The organism is Amycolatopsis sp. Poz14, assembly GCF_006704225.1.
GTDB classification, from domain to species: Bacteria; Actinomycetota; Actinomycetes; order Mycobacteriales; family Pseudonocardiaceae; genus Amycolatopsis; species Amycolatopsis nivea.
Genome location: NZ_JACLHD010000001.1, coordinates 8,635,185 through 8,653,040 on the forward strand (window position 1 = coordinate 8,635,185; position 17,856 = coordinate 8,653,040).

Below are 17,856 nucleotides of genomic sequence, written 5' to 3' on the forward strand. Positions count from 1 at the left end.
CTACCACACCCCGCCAACCCACCATGACCAGCACAAACCAGGATGAAAAATCCCCATTGGGGTGGTCAGTGGAAGACCGTGCCGCCCAAGACGATGTGGGTCGGGTGGTGCAGGGCGGCCAGGTCGGTGCGCGGGTCGTCGGCGTAAACGATCAGGTCCGCCGGGGCGCCGTGTTCGATACCGGGGTGACCCAGCCATTCGCGCGCTTCCCAGGAAGCGCTCGCGAGAGCCTGCGTACGCGACATGCCCGCGCGGTGGAGCGCTTCGACCTCGTCGGCGATACGGCCGTGCGCGACCATGCCGCCCGCGTCCGTTCCCGCGAAGACGCGTACGCCCGCTTCGACCGCTGAGGACACCATCTCGCCCACACCGGCGTGCAGTGCGCGCATATGGGCCGCGTACGTCGGGTACTTGCCTGCCTTGTCCGCGATGCCCGGGAAGTTCTCGATGTTGATGAGCGTGGGCACCAAGGCGACGTCGCGGCGCGCGAGTTCGGCGAGCTGGTCTGGCGACAACGCGGTGCCGTGCTCGAGACAGTCGATGCCCGCGCCGATCAAGCCTGGCAGCGCTGCTTCGCCGAAGACGTGCGCCGTGACGCGTGCGCCGAGGTCGTGGGCGATGCGGATGGCTTCAGCCAGCACGTCGTCCGGCCAGAGCGGCGCGAGGTCGCCTTGGCCGCGGTCGATCCAGTCGCCTACGAGCTTGACCCAGCCGTCGCCGTCGCGAGCCTGCTCGGCGACCGCTTCGGGCAGCAGAGCCGGGTCGTCCAGTTCGATCGCGAAGCCGGGGATGTACCGCTTCGGCAACGCCAGATGCCGTCCGCAGCGGATGATCGTGGGCAGGTCGGCGCGGGATTGCAGCGGGCGGACGTCCAGCGGCAGGCCGCAGTCGCGGATCAGCAGGGTGCCCGCGTCGCGGTCGGTCGCGGCCTGGTCCGCCGCCTCCTCCACCGACAGTCCGCCGCTCGGGCCGAGGCCCGGGTGGCAGTGCGCGTCGACGAGCCCGGGGACCACGAATCCGCCGGTGGACAGCGTTTCCGCGCCGGGAACCGGCTCGAAGGACAGCTTTCCGTCCTGGATCCAGAGGTCACGCGGCTCGCCGTCGGGCAGGACGGTGCCGTGCAGGTGCAGCGGGCTCAATTGTTCTTCGGGTCCTTCGGCAGCTTGAACTTGGACGGGTCGAAGCCGGGCACGTCGTTCATGCCGCCGAGCTGCGACAGGTCCGGCATCCCGCCGGGCATCCCGCCGCCGGGGGGCAGCATCGGCATGCCGCCGGGCATCCCGCCGCGCATCCTCGGCTGCGTGGGGCCCTTCTTGCCCTTCTTCCCCTTCTTGCCCTTGCGGTTCTTGCTCCCGCCGCCTCCGCCGCCGAAGCCGAACCGGCCCGCCATCTGCGCCATCATCTTGCGCGCCTCGAAGAAGCGGTTGACCAGGTCGTTGACCTCGCGGACGGTCACGCCGGAGCCGTTCGCGATGCGCAGCCTGCGCGAGCCGTTGATGATCTTCGGGTCGGCGCGCTCGGCGGGCGTCATGCCGCGGATGATCGCCTGGAGCCGGTCGAGCTGCTTGTCGTCGACCGCGGCGAGCTGGTCTTTCATCTGGCCCGCGCCGGGCAGCATGCCGAGCAGGTTGCCGATCGGGCCCATCTTGCGCACCGCGAGCATCTGCTCGAGGAAGTCCTCCAGCGTGAGCTGCCCGCTGGTCAGCTTCTGCGCGGCCTGTTCGGCCTGTTCCTGATCGAAGTGCTGTTCGGCCTGCTCGATCAGGGTCAGCACGTCGCCCATGCCCAGGATGCGCGAGGCCATCCGGTCCGGGTGGAACGTGTCGAAGTCTTCGAGCTTCTCGCCGTTGGACGCGAAGAGGATCGGCTGGCCGGTGACCTCGCGGACGGACAGCGCGGCACCACCTCGGGCGTCGCCGTCGAGCTTCGTGAGCACCACGCCGGTGAAGCCGACGCCGTCGCGGAACGCCTCGGCCGTGGTGACCGCGTCCTGACCGATCATGGCGTCGACCACGAACAGGACTTCGTCCGGCTGCACGGCCTCGCGGATGTCCACGGCCTGCTTCATCAGCTCTTCGTCGACACCGAGGCGACCGGCGGTGTCGACCACGACGATGTCGTGCTGCGCGTGCTTGGCCTCTTCGATCGCGCGGCGGGCGACGTCGACCGGGTCGCCGACACCGTTGCCTGGCTCCGGCGCGAACGTGACGACGCCGGCGCGCTCGCCGACGACCTGCAGCTGGGTGACCGCGTTCGGCCGCTGGAGGTCACAGGCGACCAGCATCGGCGCGTGGCCCTGCTTCTTCAGCCACATCGCCAGCTTGCCGGCCAGCGTCGTCTTACCAGCGCCCTGGAGACCCGCGAGCATGATCACCGACGGCGGGTTCTTCGCCAGGTTCAGCCGCCGCGTCTCGCCGCCGAGGATGCCGACGAGCTCCTCGTTGACGATCTTCACGACCTGCTGCGCCGGGTTCAGCGCCTGCGAGACCTCGGCGCCCTTCGCGCGGTCCTTGATCTTCGCGATGAACGCCTTGACCACCGGGAGCGCGACGTCCGCTTCCAGCAGCGCGATGCGGATCTCGCGCGCGGTGGCGTCGATGTCGGCGTCGGACAGCCGGCCCTTGCGCGAGAGCGACTGCAGGGCCGAGGTGAGCCGATCGGAGAGGGTGTCGAACACGGGGGTGCACGCTCCAGCTGGGTCGAAAGTTCGCGTGCCGGGCGGTGCTCGGCACCCCCGGCATCTTCCGAGGGTAGCCGCCCCGGCCACCCGGCCTTCACGGGTACGGGAAGGGTACTACGCATGCGCGTATTAATTGACCCCGCGACAACAGCTCAACCACGCGAAAACCGCTCGACCAGCGTCGGAAATTAAGTAAACATAGGCGTATGACATCAGCTACGGCCCGCCGTCCGACGCTCGCCGAACCGGCAGGGGACGAGGACGACCAGGTCCCGTTCCGCCGCATCGCGGGCCTCTTCCGGCCGCACCGGCGGGCGCTGGCCGGGCTGTGCGCGCTGCTGGTCGTGCAGGCCGGGCTGGGCGTCACCTCGCCGTTCCTGCTGCGCGAGATGCTCGACGACGCGCTGCCGCACCGCGACGCCCTGCTGGTCAGCCTGCTGGCGGCCGGGATGATCGCCGCCGCTGTCGGGTCGGGCGCGCTGAGCGTGCGGACCACCGGGCTGTCCAACACCATCGGCCAGCGGGTGATGAACGAGCTGCGGGTCGCGGTGTACAGCCATCTGCAGCGGATGTCGCTGGGCTTCTACACCCGGACCAAGACCGGCGAGGTGCTGTCGCGGGTGTTCAACGACATCGGCGGCGTGGACAACGTCGTCACCGGGACCGCCGCGTCGATCGTGCAGAACGGCACCACGGCGCTGGCGATCGCGGTGGCGATCCTGGTGATGGACTGGCAGCTGGCGCTGTTGTCGCTGGTCGTCGTGCCGTTGTTCCTGCTGTTCACGCTGCGCCTTGGCGGCAAGCAGCGGAAGCTCGCCCGCGGCCGGACCCGGCGGATGGCGCGGCTGACCACCATCGTCGAGGAATCGCTGTCGGTCACCGGCGTGCTGCTGGCCAAGACGATGGGCAACGCGAAGCTGATGCGCGACCGGTTCGCGGAGGAATCGCGCGAGGTCGCGGCGCTGGAACGCAGTGCCGCGCTGGCCGGGCGGTGGCAGCGGGCGGCGCGGTCGATGAGCCTGACGATCATCCCGGCGCTGGTCTACTGGGCGGCCGGACTGGAACTCGCCGGGGGCGCGGCGCCGATCTCGCTGGGCACGGTCGTCGCGTTCACCAGCATGTTGAACCGGCTGCTCGCGCCGGCGACGGCGATGCAGACGGTGGGACAGAACGTCTCGTCGGCGAAGGCGTTGTTCGGGCGGATCTTCGAGGTGCTCGATCTACCGGTGGAGATCGACGACCGGCCGGGCGCGCGGACGCTGCACCCGAGCGGCGGAGCGGTCTCGATGCGCGGAGTCTCGTTCCGCTACGACGACGAGGGGCCGTGGACGTTGCGCGATATCGACCTCGACGTGCCGGCGGGGACGACGACGGCGTTCGTCGGGTCGACGGGTTCGGGGAAGACGACGCTCGCCTATCTGGTCGCCCGGTTGTACGAGGTGACCGAGGGAAAGGTGTGCGTGGACGGGACGGATGTCCGGGATGTCACGCTCGCGTCGCTGGCCGCCGGGGTCGGGCTGGTGTCGCAGGAGACGTATCTGTTCCACGCGTCGGTGCGGGAGAACCTGCGGTTCGCGAAGCCGGACGCCACCGACGAGGAGCTGGAGAACGCCGCGAAGGCCGCGCACATCCACGACACGCTGGCCGCGCTGCCGGAGGGATACGACACCGTCGTCGGGGAGCGCGGCTACCGGTTTTCCGGCGGGGAGAAGCAGCGGATGGCGATCGCGCGGATCCTGCTGCGCAATCCGCCGGTGCTGATCCTGGACGAGGCGACGAGCTCGCTAGACAACCGCACTGAACGCGCGGTGCAGGCGGAACTGGACCGGCTCGCCGCGGGCCGCACGACGATCGCGATCGCGCACCGGCTGTCCACTGTGGAGCACGCGGACCAGATCGCGGTGCTGGACGCGGGACGGATCGTCGAACGGGGAACGCACGCGGAACTCCTCGCCTCCGGCGGCAGGTATGCCGCGCTGGTGCGGGGAGAAACCGCCTAATGTGGCCGCATGGAGACCGAACCCGACGCGCACCGGGCCGACGAGCTGGCGACGCTGGCCCGGACGGTGCGCGAGGGCGTCGGGCGGCTGAACTGGCGGATGCGCTCCGAGGCGGGCTCGCCCGCTCCGGGACCGGCCGTGCTGGCGGTGCTGTCGCGGCTGTACCGCGGCGGCACGCACACGCCGGGCGAGCTGGCCGAGGCCGAGCGGATCCATCCGCAGTCGCTGACGCGGATCCTGGCCTCGCTGGCCGAACGCGAGTGGATCACGCGCACCCCGGACCCGGCGGACGGGCGGCGGTCGCTGATCGAGATCACCCCGGCCGGGCTGCGGGAACTGCGCACCTACTCGATCGCGCGGGAGAACTGGCTGGCCGCGGCCGTCGAACGGACGCTGAGCCCCACCGAACAGGAGCTGCTCCGGCTCGCGGCCGGGCTGCTGACGCGGATCGCGGATTCCTGAGGCCCGGGAGTTCCGGGGCGGCCGCTCCCCACGGCCGTCCCCGGAACCGTGGCGGAAGAGCTCACCTCCCCAGGAGGCCTTCCGCCGCGGGCACGCGGAGCGGTTCCCCCTCGGCCGCCCGGCGTTGGGGAGAAGTCTGCCGTCCGGGGGCGGGCGCGCGGCAGCGTGAAGTCCCCCAATCCGGACTGAGTAGGACTACTCAAACGCGGGTGTCGGGTCCCGCGGAGTCGCTCGCGAACTCGAAGAGCGGTTCGGCGTCGGCGAGTTCCTCGGCGGAGCAGCTGACCGCGCACGCGGCGGCTTGCAGGACCTCGGTGAGGACCTCGACCTCGGACGGCGAGACCGTGGCGAGCGCGGGATTGCGGACGTCCATGCGCCCGGCGAGACCGGCCAGGGCGTGGGACAGCGCGTGCTGGCCCGCGACCAGCTGGGTGACCACCTCGGAGAGTTCGCCGAGGGTGGCGGCGGATCCGTCGCCGCGGAGCAGGGCGGAGAGCTCCTCGGCGCAGGTCCGGAGGTGCCCGGCCACGACTGTCGGGGGCAGCGAAAGCTCCGGCAGGTTCTCGTGCCCTCGCATCGCGTTCACCTCGCCCCTTGCCCGGACCTGCCATCCTGCCATCGGAACCGGGGTCGGCGCCGCCGACACCCCGGACGGGTGAGCCCGGATGGCGCAATGCGGCCGGGTCTGCCCTGGTCATTCGTCCGTGAAGGGCTCCTTGAAGGAATCTGATTCCTTCAAGGAGCCCTTCACGGACGGTCAGGAAACGGCAGCTAGGACGGCGTCGGTGATCGCGGTGCGCCACGACGGGGTGACGTGGCCGGTGCGCGGCGAGAGGGCGAACGAGTCCACGACGGCGCCGCCCAGGGTCGCGGCTTTCGCCCAGTGGACGTCGGCCTCCGCGCGGCGCAGGGCGCTCGCCACGCGGAACAGCAGGCCGATCCGGTCGGCGGCGCGCAGTTCCAGCACGACGGCGTCGGGACCGCTCGTTTCGTCGTCGAACCAGCGCACCACCGGCTTGACCACGACCGGCGACGCGGTCGCGTAGTCGCGTTCCTTCGCCGCCAGGCGCTGGGTGAGCGGCATCGTCCCGGCGACCGCGCGGGCGAACTGTTCCCGCAGGAGCGCGGGATCCGGCAGCGACCCGAACTTCGGCGACGCGGTGAACACGCCCGCCCGGCCGTAATGCTCGCGCAGGACCGCCGAGTGGACCTCCAGGGAGTTCAGCGCCAGCACCCCGGCCGCGGGAGCGAGCAGTTCACGGTCCGCGGGCACGGCCAGCAGTACCGTGACGACCTTGCCGTGCGCGGAGATCCGGATTTGGCCGACGCCGGTCCGGGTGGCTTCGGCGACCAGCTCGCGTTGGTCGTCGTCCAAGGGCTCCGGCGGCGTGAAACCCTTGCCGTGCACGGCTTCCTCGCAGCCGCTGACCAGCTCGGCGAGCAGGCGGTCCTTCCAGTCGGTCCAGACGCCGGGTCCGGTGGCCAGCGAATCGGCGCGGGTGAGGGCGTGCAGGAGTTCCAGCAGGACGACGTCGCGGTCCAGGGTTTTCACCACGCGCGAGATGGTCGCGGGGTCGCCGATGTCGCGTCTGGTCGCGGTGTGCGGCAGCAGCAGGTGGTGGCGGACCATCGCGGAGACCGTCGCGACGTCCGCGGGCGGCAGGCCCAGGCGTTGCGCTACCGAGGCGGAGATCTTCGCGCCCAGCTCGGAGTGGTCGGCGTCGCGGCCCTTGCCGATGTCGTGCAGCAGCGCGCCGATCAGCAGCAGGTCCGGCCGCGACACGGTAGTGGTCAGTTTCGCTGCTTCGACGCACGCCTGGACGAGGTGCCGGTCGACGGTCCATTGGTGCACTGGCGACCGCGGCGGCAGGTCGCGCACGGCGCCCCATTCCGGGAACAGCCGGGCCCACAAGCCGGTGCGATCGAGGGCTTCGACCGCGTCGACCAGTCCCTCCCCCGCGCCCAGCAGTTCGACGAGGGCGTTGCGGGCGTCGTCCGGCCACGGTTCGCGCAGCTCGGGGGCGGACTCCGCGAGGGTACGCAAAGTGCCTGGTGAGATGGGTTTTCCGGTCCGAGCCGAGGCTGCTGCGGCGCGGAGCAGAAGCGCGGGGTCTCGGGCGGGAAGAGCGTCTCGGGCCAGCGCGACCTCGTCGCCGTGCAGTACGACGCCTTCAGCCAACGGGCGGCGAACCGGGCGTCGGCCGAAGAGTGGACGCGGTTGCTCCACAGTGGACCGAAGAGCGACATCGACCGCGTACGCGATGGTTCGGCCTGCGCCGGAAAGCTTGCGCGCCAAGGCGAATCGGTCGCCCAGCTCCAGTTCGTGCGCTACGACGTCGGCGTCGGCCGCGCTGAGGATGTCTCGTTCGCGACGTGCTTCGCGGCGGAGTTCGGTGCGGACGTCGAGCAGGAGTTGCTTTGCTGCCAACAGTTCTTCGCCCGGTCGCGCGGTGAGTTGTCCGGCCGCGAGGGCTTCCAGCACGCCGAAGTCGCGAAGACCGCCGCGGCCGTGTTTCAAGTCCGGCTCGGCGGATTGGGCGATCTCACCGCTGCGCCGCCATCGTCCGTGGACGGATTCAGCCAGCTCCGGCAAGCGTTTGCGGGCGGTGCGCCGCCACTGGTCGCGGGCGGCGGACGCGAGGCGTTCGGTGAGGCCGGGGTCGCCGGCGAGATGCCGGGCGTCGAGCAGACCGAGCGCGGTACGCAGGTCCTCCGCGGCGACTTTCAGTGCTTCGCCGGGCGTGCGGACCGAATGGTCGAGGCCGACCCGCGCGTCCCACAACGGGTACCACAGCGCGTCGGCGATCTCCCCGACCTGGTTGTTTCCGTTGTGCAGCAACACCAAATCGAGATCGGAGTACGGCACCAGCTCGCGCCGTCCCAACCCCCCTACGGCGACCAGCGCGACACCTGGGTCCGCGGTGTCGACGCCGGCCGCCGTCGCTCCTTTCCCGAGCCAGAACTCGTAGAGATCGACCAGGGAGTTCCGCAGCGCGGGAGCTCCGTGCCGTCCTTCGAGCAGCAGCGCAGTGGCTCGGGCGAGTTCGCCCCCGTCGGTCATCGGCTACAGCGCGTCCGTGCCGCGTTCGCCGGTGCGGACCCGGATGACCGTCTCCACCGGCGTCACCCAGACCTTCCCGTCGCCGATCTTCCCGGTGTGCGCGGCGGTGGTGACCGCGTCGAGGACCTTCTCGACCACGACGTCGTCCACCACGACCTCGATCTTCAGCTTGGCCACGAAATCCACCGAGTACTCGGCCCCCCGGTAGACCTCGGTGTGGCCCTTCTGCCTGCCGTAGCCCTGGACCTCGCTCACCGTCATCCCGAGCACGCCCAGCTGCTCCAGCGAGGAGCGGACGTCGTCGAGCGTGAACGGCTTGACGATCGCGGTGATGAGCTTCATGCCTTGGTCTCCTCGAGTTTCGTGACGGGCTTGGCCGGGAACGTCGCCGAGTGGCCGAGGCCGCCCATGCCGGTGAAGTCGTAGGCGCTCTCCGCGTGCTGACCCTCGTCGATGCCGCTGACCTCGTGTTCGGTGCTGACGCGGAACCCGCCCGCCTTCTTGATCGCGAAGCCGATGATCAAGGTCATGATGAACGAGTAGCCCAGCACCGCAAGCGCGGCGACCACCTGGATGCCCAGCTGCTTGAAGCCGCCGCCGTAGAACAGCCCGTCCGCGCCCGCCGGGTTCACGCTCTTGGTGGCGAAGAACCCGATCAGCACGGTGCCGACGAGACCGCCGACGAGGTGCACGCCGACGACGTCGAGGGAGTCGTCGAAGCCGAAGCGGAACTTCAGCGAGATGGCCAGCGCGCACAGCACCCCGGCGATCACGCCGATCGCGATCGAGCCGAGCGGGCTCACGAAACCGCAGGCGGGGGTGATCGCGACCAGGCCGGCCACCGCGCCGGACGCCGCGCCGAGCGTGGTCGGCTTGCCGAACTTCAGCTGTTCCACGACGAGCCAGCCGAGCACCGCGGCCGCGGTCGCGACGGTGGTGTTGGTGAACGCGACGCCCGCGAGGTCGTTGGCGCCGAGCGCGGAACCGGCGTTGAAGCCGTACCAGCCGAACCACAGCAGCGACGCGCCGAGCAGGACGAACGGGACGTTGTGCGGACGGCCGGTGTCCTTCGGCCAGCCCTTGCGCTTGCCGAGCACCAGCGCGAGGGCGAGACCCGCGGCTCCCGCGTTGATGTGCACCGCCGTGCCGCCCGCGAAGTCGAGCGCCTTGAGCTGGTTGGCGATCCAGCCGCCCACCGAATCCTTGCCGGTGAATCCGTCGAACGAGAACACCCAGTGCGCGACCGGGAAATACACGACAATGACCCAGATCGTCACGAAAAGCGTCCAGCCCCAGAACTTCGCGCGATCCGCGATGGCCCCGGAAATGAGCGCCGGGGTGATGATCGCGAACATCAGCTGGAACATGCAGAACGCGAGCAGCGGCAACGCGTCCGGGCCGGGCCACGGGACGGCGGGCGGGCCCGCGCTGGCGAGGCCGACGAGCTTGCCGAACGCGTCCGTCAGGCCGGCGTAGTCGAAGTTCCCGACCAGGCCGCCGAAAGCGTCGTCGCCGAAGGACAGCGAGAACCCGAAGAGCACCCACAGCACCCCGACTATCGCGAGTGCGATGAAGTTCATCATCAACATGTTCAAAACGCTCTTCGCGCGGACCATGCCGCCGTAAAAGAACGCGAGGCCTGGGGTCATGAGCATGACCAGCGCGGCGCTGATCAGCACCCAGGCGGTGTCTCCGGCGTTCAGCACAATCGTCCTCCCGTGCCGTGGGCAACTGCAGAGGAAGTGTTGGCCGCGGGTGTTTCACCAGGCTTCGGTTCACGTTTCCCTCGCGTGAACTCCGGCACGTGGGTTGTTACGGGGACGTTTCCGGGGAGCCGGGGTGAAATGTCCGGTCAGGCAACCTCATGGTCGAATAGCGCCATGTCTTTGCCTGATCGGGTGATCGAAGCGCTGCGCTGTTCGGTGTGCGCGGAGCCGGTCTCGCTGACCGGCCGGACGCTGCGCTGCGAGCGGCGGCATTCGTTCGATCTGGCCCGGCAGGGTTACGTCAATCTTCTCCACGCGCGCATCCCGGCGGGAACGGCCGACACCGCGCCGATGGTGGATGCGCGGGCGGCGTTTTTGTCCTCCGGGGCGTACGCACCGCTCGCCGAGGCGGTCGCTGAGGTTGGTTCTGCTCCCGGATTGATCATCGACGCCGGAGCCGGGCCGGGCTATTACCTCTCGCGAGTACTGGACGCCGCACCGGACGCGGTCGGGCTCGCACTGGACGTGTCGGCGATCGCGCTGCGACGGGCCGCGCGGGCGCATCCGAGGCTGGGCGCGGCGGTGTGGAACCTGTGGGAACCGTGGCCGGTGGGCGACGGGGTGGCGTCGGTGGTGTTGGACGTGTTCTCGCCGCGGAACGCCGCGGAGTTCCACCGGGTTCTGGAGCCGGGCGGGAAGCTGGTGGTGGCGTCGCCGTTGCCGGGGCATCTCGCGGAGCTGGGCGATCTGGTGCTCGCGGTGGACGCGCGGAAGGAAGAACGGCTCGAGGCCGCGTTAGGCGGGTTGTTCGAGCGGGAGTCCGGGGTGGAGGTGGTCCGGACGCAGGAGTTCAGCGCGGCGCAGGTGCGGGATGTGGTGGCGATGGGGCCCGCGGGCTTCCATCTGGACCGGGACGGACGGCGGGAGCGCCTCGAAGCCGCGGCTGGACGGGACGTGACGCTGGCGGTTTCGGTGAGCGTGTGGCGGAAGAGGGACGACGGGCCGTGAGCCGGGTGCGCGTGGCCGAGCTGAGCGACGTCGAGGCGATCTGCCGTTTCGGCGAGACGCACATCCCACCGCACTACACCCCGCTGATCGGCGAAGCGGCAGCCCAGCGCCAAGTCCGTCGGTGGTGGAACGAAGCGCATATCGGCGCCGCCGTGGCCGACGGGCGCGTTGTCGTCGCTGAAGCCGAGGCGCGCATCGTCGGCGTCGGACAGCGCGGACCCGACCACGTCGTCTACAAGCTCTACCTCGACCCGGAACACCGCGGCCACGGATTGGGCCCACAACTGCTCGATGCCCTAACCAGCCACCTGCCAGAAGGCGTCGACCGGCTGCGCATCGAACACTTCGCCGCCAACGAGCGGGCCGCGGCTTTCTACGAACGGGAAGGATTCGCCGTCGAGCGGATCGAGCCGGACCCCGCTGGCGATCCGGCGCTCGCCGTGGTCTGGCGCGCCCGCCCGATCACTCTCCGGGAGGAATGGCCGCCACCGCCGCCGCTGGGTTAGCGTGGCCGTCGATGAGCGAACGTACCTGGGGCTTCCGCACCCGCGCCCTGCACGCCGGCGGCACTCCCGACCCTGCTACCGGGGCTCGTGCGGTGCCGATTTACCAGACGACCAGCTTCGTGTTCGAGGACGCGGCCGACGCGGCCAATCTGTTCGCGCTGCAGAAGTACGGGAACGTCTACAGCCGGATCGGCAACCCGACCGTCGCGGCGTTCGAAGAGCGCGTCGCGAGTCTCGAAGGGGCCATCGGCGGGGTCGCGACGGCCAGCGGGCAGGCGGCGGAGTTCCTCACCTTCTCGGCGCTCGCGGAGGCCGGCGACCACATCGTGTCCGCCGCCGGGTTGTACGGCGGGACGGTCACGCAGCTCACCGGGACGCTCGCGCGGTTCGGTGTCGAGACGACGTTCGTGCACGGTGACACCGAGGACTACGCCAAAGCGGTGACCGACCGCACGAAGCTGATCTACACCGAGGTGATCGGCAATCCGAGCGGCGCGATCGCGGACCTCGCCGGGCTGGCCGATCTCGCGCATTCGCACGGCATCCCGCTCGTGGTCGACGCGACGCTCGCCACGCCGTATCTCTGCCGCCCGATCGAGCACGGCGCGGACATCGTCCTGCACTCGGCCACGAAGTTCCTCGGCGGGCACGGCACGACGCTCGGCGGGGTCGTCGTCGAGGCCGGGACTTTCAACTGGGGCAACGGAAAGTTTCCTCGGATGACCGAGACCGTCGACAGTTACGGCGGGCTCAAGTACTGGGAGAACTTCGGCGAGTACGCGTTCTGCACGCGGCTGCGCGCGGAGCAACTGCGCGACATCGGCGCGGTGCTGTCGCCGCATTCCGCGTTTTTGCTGCTGCAAGGTGTCGAAACTCTGCCGCAGCGGATGGACGCGCATGTCGTCAACGCGCGGGCGATCGCGGAGTACCTGAACGCGGACCCGCGGGTCGCGTGGGTGTCTTACGCGGGGTTGCCTGATCACCCGGATCACGAGCGGGCGGCGCGGTATCTGCCGCAGGGGCCGGGCGCGGTGTTTTCGTTCGGGGTCAAGGGCGGACGCGCGGCGGGCGAGAAGTTCGTGGAGTCGGTGGAACTGTTGTCGCACTTGGCGAACGTCGGCGACGCGCGGACGTTGGTGATCCATCCGGCCTCGACGACGCACGCGCAACTGTCCGAGGACCAGCTCGCCGCGGCGGGCGTCGGCGCGGACCTGATCCGGCTGTCGGTCGGGCTGGAGGACGTCGAGGATCTGCTGTGGGACCTCGACCAGGCTCTCGACAAGGCGGTGAACGCGTGAGCTACGACGTCGGGGCGGTCGAACGGCGGCGTCTTCTCGGGCGCACGAAATCGGTGACGGTCGTGGGCGCGTCGGCGAATCCGGCGCGGCCGAGCTACTTCGTGGCGACGTATCTGCTGTCTTCGACGCGTTACGAGGTCAACTTCGTCAACCCGCGGCTCGACACGTTGCTGGGGCGGCCGGTGTATCCGTCGCTGGCGGACGTGCCGGGCGAACTGGATCTGGTGAGCGTGTTCCGCAAGCACGACGACCTCCCCGGGGTCGCCGAGGAGGTCATCGAGGCCGGCGCGCGGACGTTGTGGCTCCAGCTCGGCCTGTGGCACGAACCGGTGGCGGACCGCGCCCGCGAAGCCGGGCTGGACGTGGTGATGAACCGCTGCGTGAAGATCGAGCACGCGCGGTTCGCGGGCGGGCTGCATCTCGCGGGGTTCAACACCGGGGTGATCAGCTCACGGCGGCAAACCGCGCCCTGAACACGCTAGGTTCGGCGAGGTGAACCCGAACTGCCCGCACGGCTGGCCGCGGCCGGAAACCGAGATGACCTGCCTGGACGACCGGGAAGTCGTGTTCCGCGGCGACCAGGTCTCGGTGCGGTTCGGCGAACGGCACGCCGCCGGCCACCACCTGGACCGGCGGTTGTTCTTCGCCGTCCGCGTCCAGGCGCCGGGGCTCGACGCCCGGCTGGACCACGTCACCAACTACGTCACCGGCCGCGGCCTCGCCCGGTTCCTCGACGGGCTCGACTTCCGCGGCTGGGAAGGCGAGCGACGCTGGGTCAACGCCGACCGCGACCTGATCGTCTGCGCGACCCACCACTCCGGCGGCCGCGTCGAACTGGCCTGGACGCTGCGGCCGTGGCGGCATTCCGTCTACGGCGAATGGGAAGCCACCGTCACGACCACGATGGAGGCTGGCGCGGAGAAGGACGACCTGGCCGCCCAGCTGCACGATTTCCTTACCGCCGAAAGGTTTCCGGTCGAATACCGCGACGCCGAGTTCAGCTGACCGTCGCCACCAGGAACTCCTCCCCCGACGTCTTCAGCCCGTCCGACCGACCGGACAGATACCGCTTGTTCAGCTCGGCCGCGCTGACATGCCGGACGTCCTGGAAACCGCACTCCCGCGCGAAATCCAGCATCTCGTCCGGCGCGAAGAAGCTCACGAACGGCGTCCCCGCTGCCTTCGCGCCCTTCATCGCCGCTGCCCGGGCCGCGCGATCGGGTTCGTCCAGGTACTCCTCCGGCATCTGGAACGTCATCGCCACCACGGTGCCCGGCGCGAAACCGGCGAGCGCACGCAACGTCGCGGCGTTCGCCTCGCGCGTCAGGTACATGCTGACTCCCGTCGACGCCACCACGGCGGGTTTCTCCAGCTCGAAACCGTTGGCAGCCAAGCGTTCCGGCCACTGTTCGCCGGATTCGAAGTCGACCGGCACGAACCGGTACGGGGCGGGCAGCCCGAGCTCGGCCAGCCGCGCGCGCTTCCACTCCTGCGTGCCCGGCTGGTCGATTTCGAACACCCGCACGCCCAGCTCCGGTTCCCGCTGCGCGAACGTGTCCAGCCCGGCGCCGAGCAGGACGTACTGCGAGACCCCGCGTTCGCGCACCAGATCTTCGACAAACCGGCTGCGCAACGCGATTCCCGCGCGGAACCGGCGGGTGAAGTCCCGGTCCATGTCCGGCCGGGAGCGCCAGTCCGGACCAGGATCGGCCAACTGGAGCCCGATCTCGTCGGCCAGCGCGTGCGGCGGCGGATCGGCGAGCACGTGCAGCGCGCGCCACAACGCGACGCGCACCGCGGTGTGATCCGGCTCGCTCACTTCGGGGCCCGCAGGGTCCAGATCCGGCCGTCCGGGTCCCGCACGGTCATCTCGCGCGTGCCGTAGTGAGTGTCTTCGAACGGGGTGACGACGTCGAGTTCCGCGTCGACCGACTCGTCCGGCACCGCCACCACCACGGCCGTGCGCGGTTCCTGGTTTTCCGGCACCTCGACGACGAACACCGGTGCGCCGTCGCCGTTCGAGAGCTGACCCGAGTTGTGGTCGGTCTCGAAGTCGAGGCTGAACCCCACGCGCTGCAGGAACTTCGCGGTCTTGCCCCAGTTGTGCGTCTCCATGACGAACATCGTGATGCCGTCGCTCATGTCAGCCGTCCTCTCGTTGGTCGGGCGAGGTGTCGAGATAAGCCCGCAAGGCCGCGGTGACCAGTGCGGACAGTGACTGCTCGGTCTCGATCGCCCGGTACTTCACCTGCTTGATCAGCTCGACCGGCAGGTAGACGTTGAATTGTTTGACCTCTTCACCGGCCATTCTAGGATGCTAGCAATCTAGCCAGCGGCGGACAAGGCCCGCCCCTCGCGCTCGTGAGAAGGTGGAGGCATGGCGAAACCCTCCGGGCTGCAGATCAGGAACATCATCGCCGCCGTCCTGATGGCTGCCGCGTTCGTGTTCAACCTCGTGACCGGCGGCCCGTGGTGGGTCACCGCGATCGTCGGCGTCGCGGCTCTGCTGTCGTCCTTCTCCGCCTACCTGAACCGCCCCAGCGCGCGCGGCTGACCCGTCCGTCCCTTCCGGCCCGCACGCTCGGGCAGGAAGATCGTCTCGTTCAGCCTTCGTCCGCACGCACGTCGCCTCCGGTTCAGCCGCCGCTGCTCTACTCGGCGCGGCCCGATCGCGGCAGGCGAAGGAGTGTTGGTGGCAGGGAACGGCTTCACCGTCCACCCGGACGAGTTGCACACATTCAGCGAGTACCTGGACACGACCACCGTGCCGACGGTGAACGACTCCGCGAAGGCGGTGGACGACGCCAACGGCGGGGACATCGACGCGTTCGGCGTCGTGCTCGCGCAGGTGCTCGCGATTCCGGCGCGGATCGCGCTGAAGGCCGTCTCCGACAATCTGCACGGCGTCGCGAAGGACGTGACCGACAGCGCGGACAAGACGCGCCAGGCCAGCGAGCAGTACAGCAAGGGCGACCAGGACCTCGCGAAGGCGTTCGACAAGTTCAAGCCGGAGCAGGTGAAATGAGCGTCGTCGAGCCCATCACCGATGCGAACAGCACCACCGGCGCCGGGGTCGCGGACAGCTGGCACAGCGTCGTCTCGTCGATCCAGGAAATCCAGCACCTGCACGGCGCCGACGCGGCCGCGGTGGGGGTCGAGATCGGCGTCTCGATCGTCGGCGCGATCGCGGACACCGCGGCCTTCGTTCTCGACCCGTTCGGCAAACTGATCGCGGCCGGGCTCGGCTGGCTGATCGAGCACATCTCGTTCCTCAAAGAGGGCCTCGACAAGCTCGCCGGCGACCCCGCGGCGATCAAGAAAATGGCCGAAGAACTGCACAAGACCGCGCAGAACCTCCGCAACGCCGCGAAGGACCTCGACACCACGCTGCAGAAAACGGTCACCGACTGGCAGGGCGACGGCGCCGAGGCGTTCAAGAAGAACATCGGCGACCGGCGCGGCCAGATCGACAGCGCCGGACAGGCGGTCGACGTCGCCGGTTACGTCGTCGAGACGACGATGGCCCTGGTCACCGTGGTGCGTTCGCTGATCCGCGACCTGATCACGACGTTCCTCGGCGACGTCATCGCGACGATGCTGATCGCCCTCGCGATGGCGGCGTTCACGTTCGGCGCGTCGATCGTGGTCGGGGTCGGCAACGTGATCCGGTCGGGGATCTCGCTGGCGCTGACGATGGCGTCCAAGATCGCCCGGGTGGTCGGCCTGGGAGGGCGGACCGCGAGCCGGTTGGCGCAACTGGCGGAAAAGGTGAAACCCGGACGCGGCGGCGGCTCGCACGGCGGCGGGAACAACCACGAGATGACCGACCTGGGCGGCAACCACGGCGGCGGCCATGGCGGCGGGACCGGTGGCGGCGGTGGCGGTCAGGGCGGGCAGGGTGGTCACGGCGGGAACAACACGCCGCATGACGACACGCCGGGTGGCAGCAACAACCACCACGACGACACCCCGGACGGGAACAACACCCCGCACGACGACACCCCCGGCGGCAGCAACACCCCGCACGACGACACGCCAGGTGGCAGCAACCACCACGACGACACCCCGGGCGGAAACAACACCCCGCACGACGACACCCCCGGGAACAACACGCCGCACGACGACACGCCAGGCGGCAACAACCACCACGACGACACCCCCGGCGGAAACAACACCCCGCACGAAGAGCGGCCGAACAACCAGCCGCACGAGGACGATCCGTTCGACACCTGGCTGGCCGCGGATCAGCACTTCAACCCGCCGCCCAACCGCCCCCACGACAGTCCGGGCGGCAATCCGCACCACGAAGACACCCCGGGCGGGGGCGGCAACCACGAGAACACCCCGGGCGGCCACGACAACACCCCCGGCGGGAACAACCAGCACCACGACAACCCCGGTGGCAACAACACTCCGCACGATGAGACTCCCGGCGGGAACAATCACCACGAGGACAACCCGGGCGGGAACCAGAACCACGAGACCAACGGCGACCATCACGGCGACAACGCGGGCGGCGGCAACCAGCACAACGAGAACACCGGCGGCGACCACCACGGCGACAACGCAGGCGGCAACCACCAAGAAGGCAACGCAGGCGGGAACCACCAAGAAGGCAACGCAGGCGGCAATCACCAGGAAAACAACCAAGGCGGCGAGCACGGCAACACCCAGGGCAACGGAGGCGGATCCGGTCGTCCCCCAGGCCCGCAGTCGCCGCTCAAGCCTTACGAGTTCAGCTGGATGAAGAAGCACGAAAGCTGGCTCGAGAACATGTGCAACCTCCCCCAGGTCCAGAAGTACACCGGGGGCAAGAACGTCTGGAAGGACATCGTCAAGGCCCCGGACGAGTTCTTCAAGAGCCGCCCGGAGCTCTACCCCTTCCTCAAGGGTCTGGCCGACGCCAAGAGCAGCAAGAACTTCGTGGGCTGGATCGGCAAGGACGCGATCAACTTCGACAAGGCGATCACCGACATCCACATGCAGGCCGAGGAAGCCTGGAAGACCTCCGACGAGGAGTGGCGCAAGGAGCACCCGGACCCGGCCGCCGAAGGAAGCACCGCGGAGTAACGAAAAAAACCGTGCGGGTCACCCGGAAGGAATTCCAGGGTGACCCGCACGGCTGAGACCGAGCC

Annotated in this window: 19 protein-coding genes; 10 read left to right on the forward strand and 9 right to left on the reverse strand. The window is 69.5% G+C overall.

Annotation, left to right across the window (positions count from 1 at the left end):
• Positions 1-65: 65 nt before the first annotated feature.
• Together FKO37_RS40160 and ffh are read right to left on the reverse strand one after the other, a co-directional pair.
• On the reverse strand, positions 66-1,139 hold the full coding sequence (locus FKO37_RS40160; protein WP_238607819.1) for an amidohydrolase family protein: 1,074 nt from the start codon (positions 1,137-1,139) through the stop codon (positions 66-68).
• Entirely contained in the window at positions 1,136-2,677 is a 1,542-nt protein-coding gene (gene ffh, locus FKO37_RS40165; RefSeq protein WP_238607820.1) for a signal recognition particle protein, read from the reverse strand. The genes FKO37_RS40160 and ffh overlap by 4 nt, the downstream gene beginning before the upstream one ends.
• 209 nt (positions 2,678-2,886) lie before the next feature.
• Between ffh and FKO37_RS40170 the strand changes: the two genes are divergently transcribed.
• Complete coding sequence (locus FKO37_RS40170; protein ID WP_238607821.1) at positions 2,887-4,680, forward strand: ABC transporter ATP-binding protein; 1,794 nt, start codon at positions 2,887-2,889, stop codon at positions 4,678-4,680.
• 9 nt (positions 4,681-4,689) lie between these two features.
• Positions 4,690-5,142, forward strand: coding sequence for a MarR family winged helix-turn-helix transcriptional regulator (locus FKO37_RS40175; protein ID WP_037810262.1), 453 nt, complete (start codon positions 4,690-4,692; stop codon positions 5,140-5,142).
• 199 nt (positions 5,143-5,341) lie between these two features.
• Here FKO37_RS40175 and FKO37_RS40180 read toward each other — a convergent pair whose 3' ends face one another.
• The 4 genes from FKO37_RS40180 to FKO37_RS40195 form a co-directional block, all read right to left on the reverse strand.
• Positions 5,342-5,719 (reverse strand): hypothetical protein, encoded by a 378-nt coding sequence (locus tag FKO37_RS40180; protein ID WP_037810443.1) that lies wholly within the window; start codon positions 5,717-5,719, stop codon positions 5,342-5,344.
• Between the two features lie 180 nt (positions 5,720-5,899).
• Positions 5,900-8,203 (reverse strand): [protein-PII] uridylyltransferase, encoded by a 2,304-nt coding sequence (locus FKO37_RS40185; protein ID WP_037810260.1) that lies wholly within the window; start codon positions 8,201-8,203, stop codon positions 5,900-5,902.
• Between the two features lie 3 nt (positions 8,204-8,206).
• Positions 8,207-8,545 carry a P-II family nitrogen regulator gene (locus FKO37_RS40190; protein WP_043827775.1) on the reverse strand — a complete coding sequence of 113 codons (339 nt, stop codon included), beginning with the start codon at positions 8,543-8,545 and terminating at the stop codon, positions 8,207-8,209.
• Positions 8,542-9,909, reverse strand: a complete 1,368-nt coding sequence (locus FKO37_RS40195; RefSeq protein ID WP_238607822.1) for an ammonium transporter — start codon at positions 9,907-9,909, stop codon at positions 8,542-8,544. Before FKO37_RS40195 ends, FKO37_RS40190 begins: the two co-directional genes overlap by 4 nt.
• A 174-nt stretch (positions 9,910-10,083) precedes the next feature.
• Here FKO37_RS40195 and FKO37_RS40200 point away from each other — a divergent pair, with 174 nt between their 5' ends.
• From FKO37_RS40200 to FKO37_RS40220, 5 genes are read left to right on the forward strand one after another with little or no spacing between them, the layout of a single operon-like run.
• Positions 10,084-10,917, forward strand: a complete 834-nt coding sequence (locus FKO37_RS40200) for a putative RNA methyltransferase (RefSeq protein WP_238607823.1) — start codon at positions 10,084-10,086, stop codon at positions 10,915-10,917.
• Positions 10,914-11,423 carry a GNAT family N-acetyltransferase gene (locus FKO37_RS40205; RefSeq protein ID WP_238607824.1) on the forward strand — a complete coding sequence of 170 codons (510 nt, stop codon included), beginning with the start codon at positions 10,914-10,916 and terminating at the stop codon, positions 11,421-11,423. Before FKO37_RS40200 ends, FKO37_RS40205 begins: the two co-directional genes overlap by 4 nt.
• A gap of 11 nt (positions 11,424-11,434) precedes the next feature.
• A complete protein-coding gene (locus FKO37_RS40210; RefSeq protein ID WP_134733153.1) occupies positions 11,435-12,721 on the forward strand; it encodes an O-acetylhomoserine aminocarboxypropyltransferase/cysteine synthase family protein in 1,287 nt (428 codons plus the stop codon).
• Positions 12,718-13,194 carry a CoA-binding protein gene (locus tag FKO37_RS40215; protein ID WP_037810257.1) on the forward strand — a complete coding sequence of 159 codons (477 nt, stop codon included), beginning with the start codon at positions 12,718-12,720 and terminating at the stop codon, positions 13,192-13,194. The genes FKO37_RS40210 and FKO37_RS40215 overlap by 4 nt, the downstream gene beginning before the upstream one ends.
• A 19-nt stretch (positions 13,195-13,213) precedes the next feature.
• Complete coding sequence (locus FKO37_RS40220; protein WP_238607825.1) at positions 13,214-13,726, forward strand: DUF6228 family protein; 513 nt, start codon at positions 13,214-13,216, stop codon at positions 13,724-13,726.
• On the opposite strand, the gene FKO37_RS40225 is transcribed toward FKO37_RS40220, so the two are convergent.
• The 3 genes from FKO37_RS40225 to FKO37_RS40235 are packed head-to-tail and all read right to left on the reverse strand — an operon-like array spanning position 13,719 to position 15,029.
• The gene (locus FKO37_RS40225; RefSeq protein ID WP_238607826.1) at positions 13,719-14,540 is read right to left on the reverse strand and encodes a class I SAM-dependent methyltransferase; all 822 of its coding nucleotides are present in this window, start codon (positions 14,538-14,540) and stop codon (positions 13,719-13,721) included. The genes FKO37_RS40220 and FKO37_RS40225 overlap by 8 nt on opposite strands.
• A complete protein-coding gene (locus FKO37_RS40230) occupies positions 14,537-14,863 on the reverse strand; it encodes a glyoxalase (protein ID WP_037810255.1) in 327 nt (108 codons plus the stop codon). The genes FKO37_RS40225 and FKO37_RS40230 overlap by 4 nt, the downstream gene beginning before the upstream one ends.
• 1 nt (position 14,864) lies before the next feature.
• Positions 14,865-15,029 (reverse strand): ribbon-helix-helix protein, CopG family, encoded by a 165-nt coding sequence (locus tag FKO37_RS40235; protein WP_037810254.1) that lies wholly within the window; start codon positions 15,027-15,029, stop codon positions 14,865-14,867.
• A gap of 69 nt (positions 15,030-15,098) precedes the next feature.
• Between FKO37_RS40235 and FKO37_RS40240 the strand changes: the two genes are divergently transcribed.
• The 3 genes from FKO37_RS40240 (at position 15,099) to FKO37_RS40250 (ending at position 17,791) form a co-directional block, all read left to right on the forward strand.
• Positions 15,099-15,275, forward strand: a complete 177-nt coding sequence (locus FKO37_RS40240) for a hypothetical protein (protein WP_167441866.1) — start codon at positions 15,099-15,101, stop codon at positions 15,273-15,275.
• 138 nt (positions 15,276-15,413) lie between these two features.
• Positions 15,414-15,746, forward strand: a complete 333-nt coding sequence (locus FKO37_RS40245) for a type VII secretion target (protein WP_051728726.1) — start codon at positions 15,414-15,416, stop codon at positions 15,744-15,746.
• Positions 15,743-17,791: a hypothetical protein gene (locus FKO37_RS40250; RefSeq protein WP_238607827.1), complete on the forward strand. Its 2,049-nt coding sequence runs from the start codon at positions 15,743-15,745 to the stop codon at positions 17,789-17,791. The genes FKO37_RS40245 and FKO37_RS40250 overlap by 4 nt, the downstream gene beginning before the upstream one ends.
• Positions 17,792-17,856 lie beyond the last annotated feature (65 nt).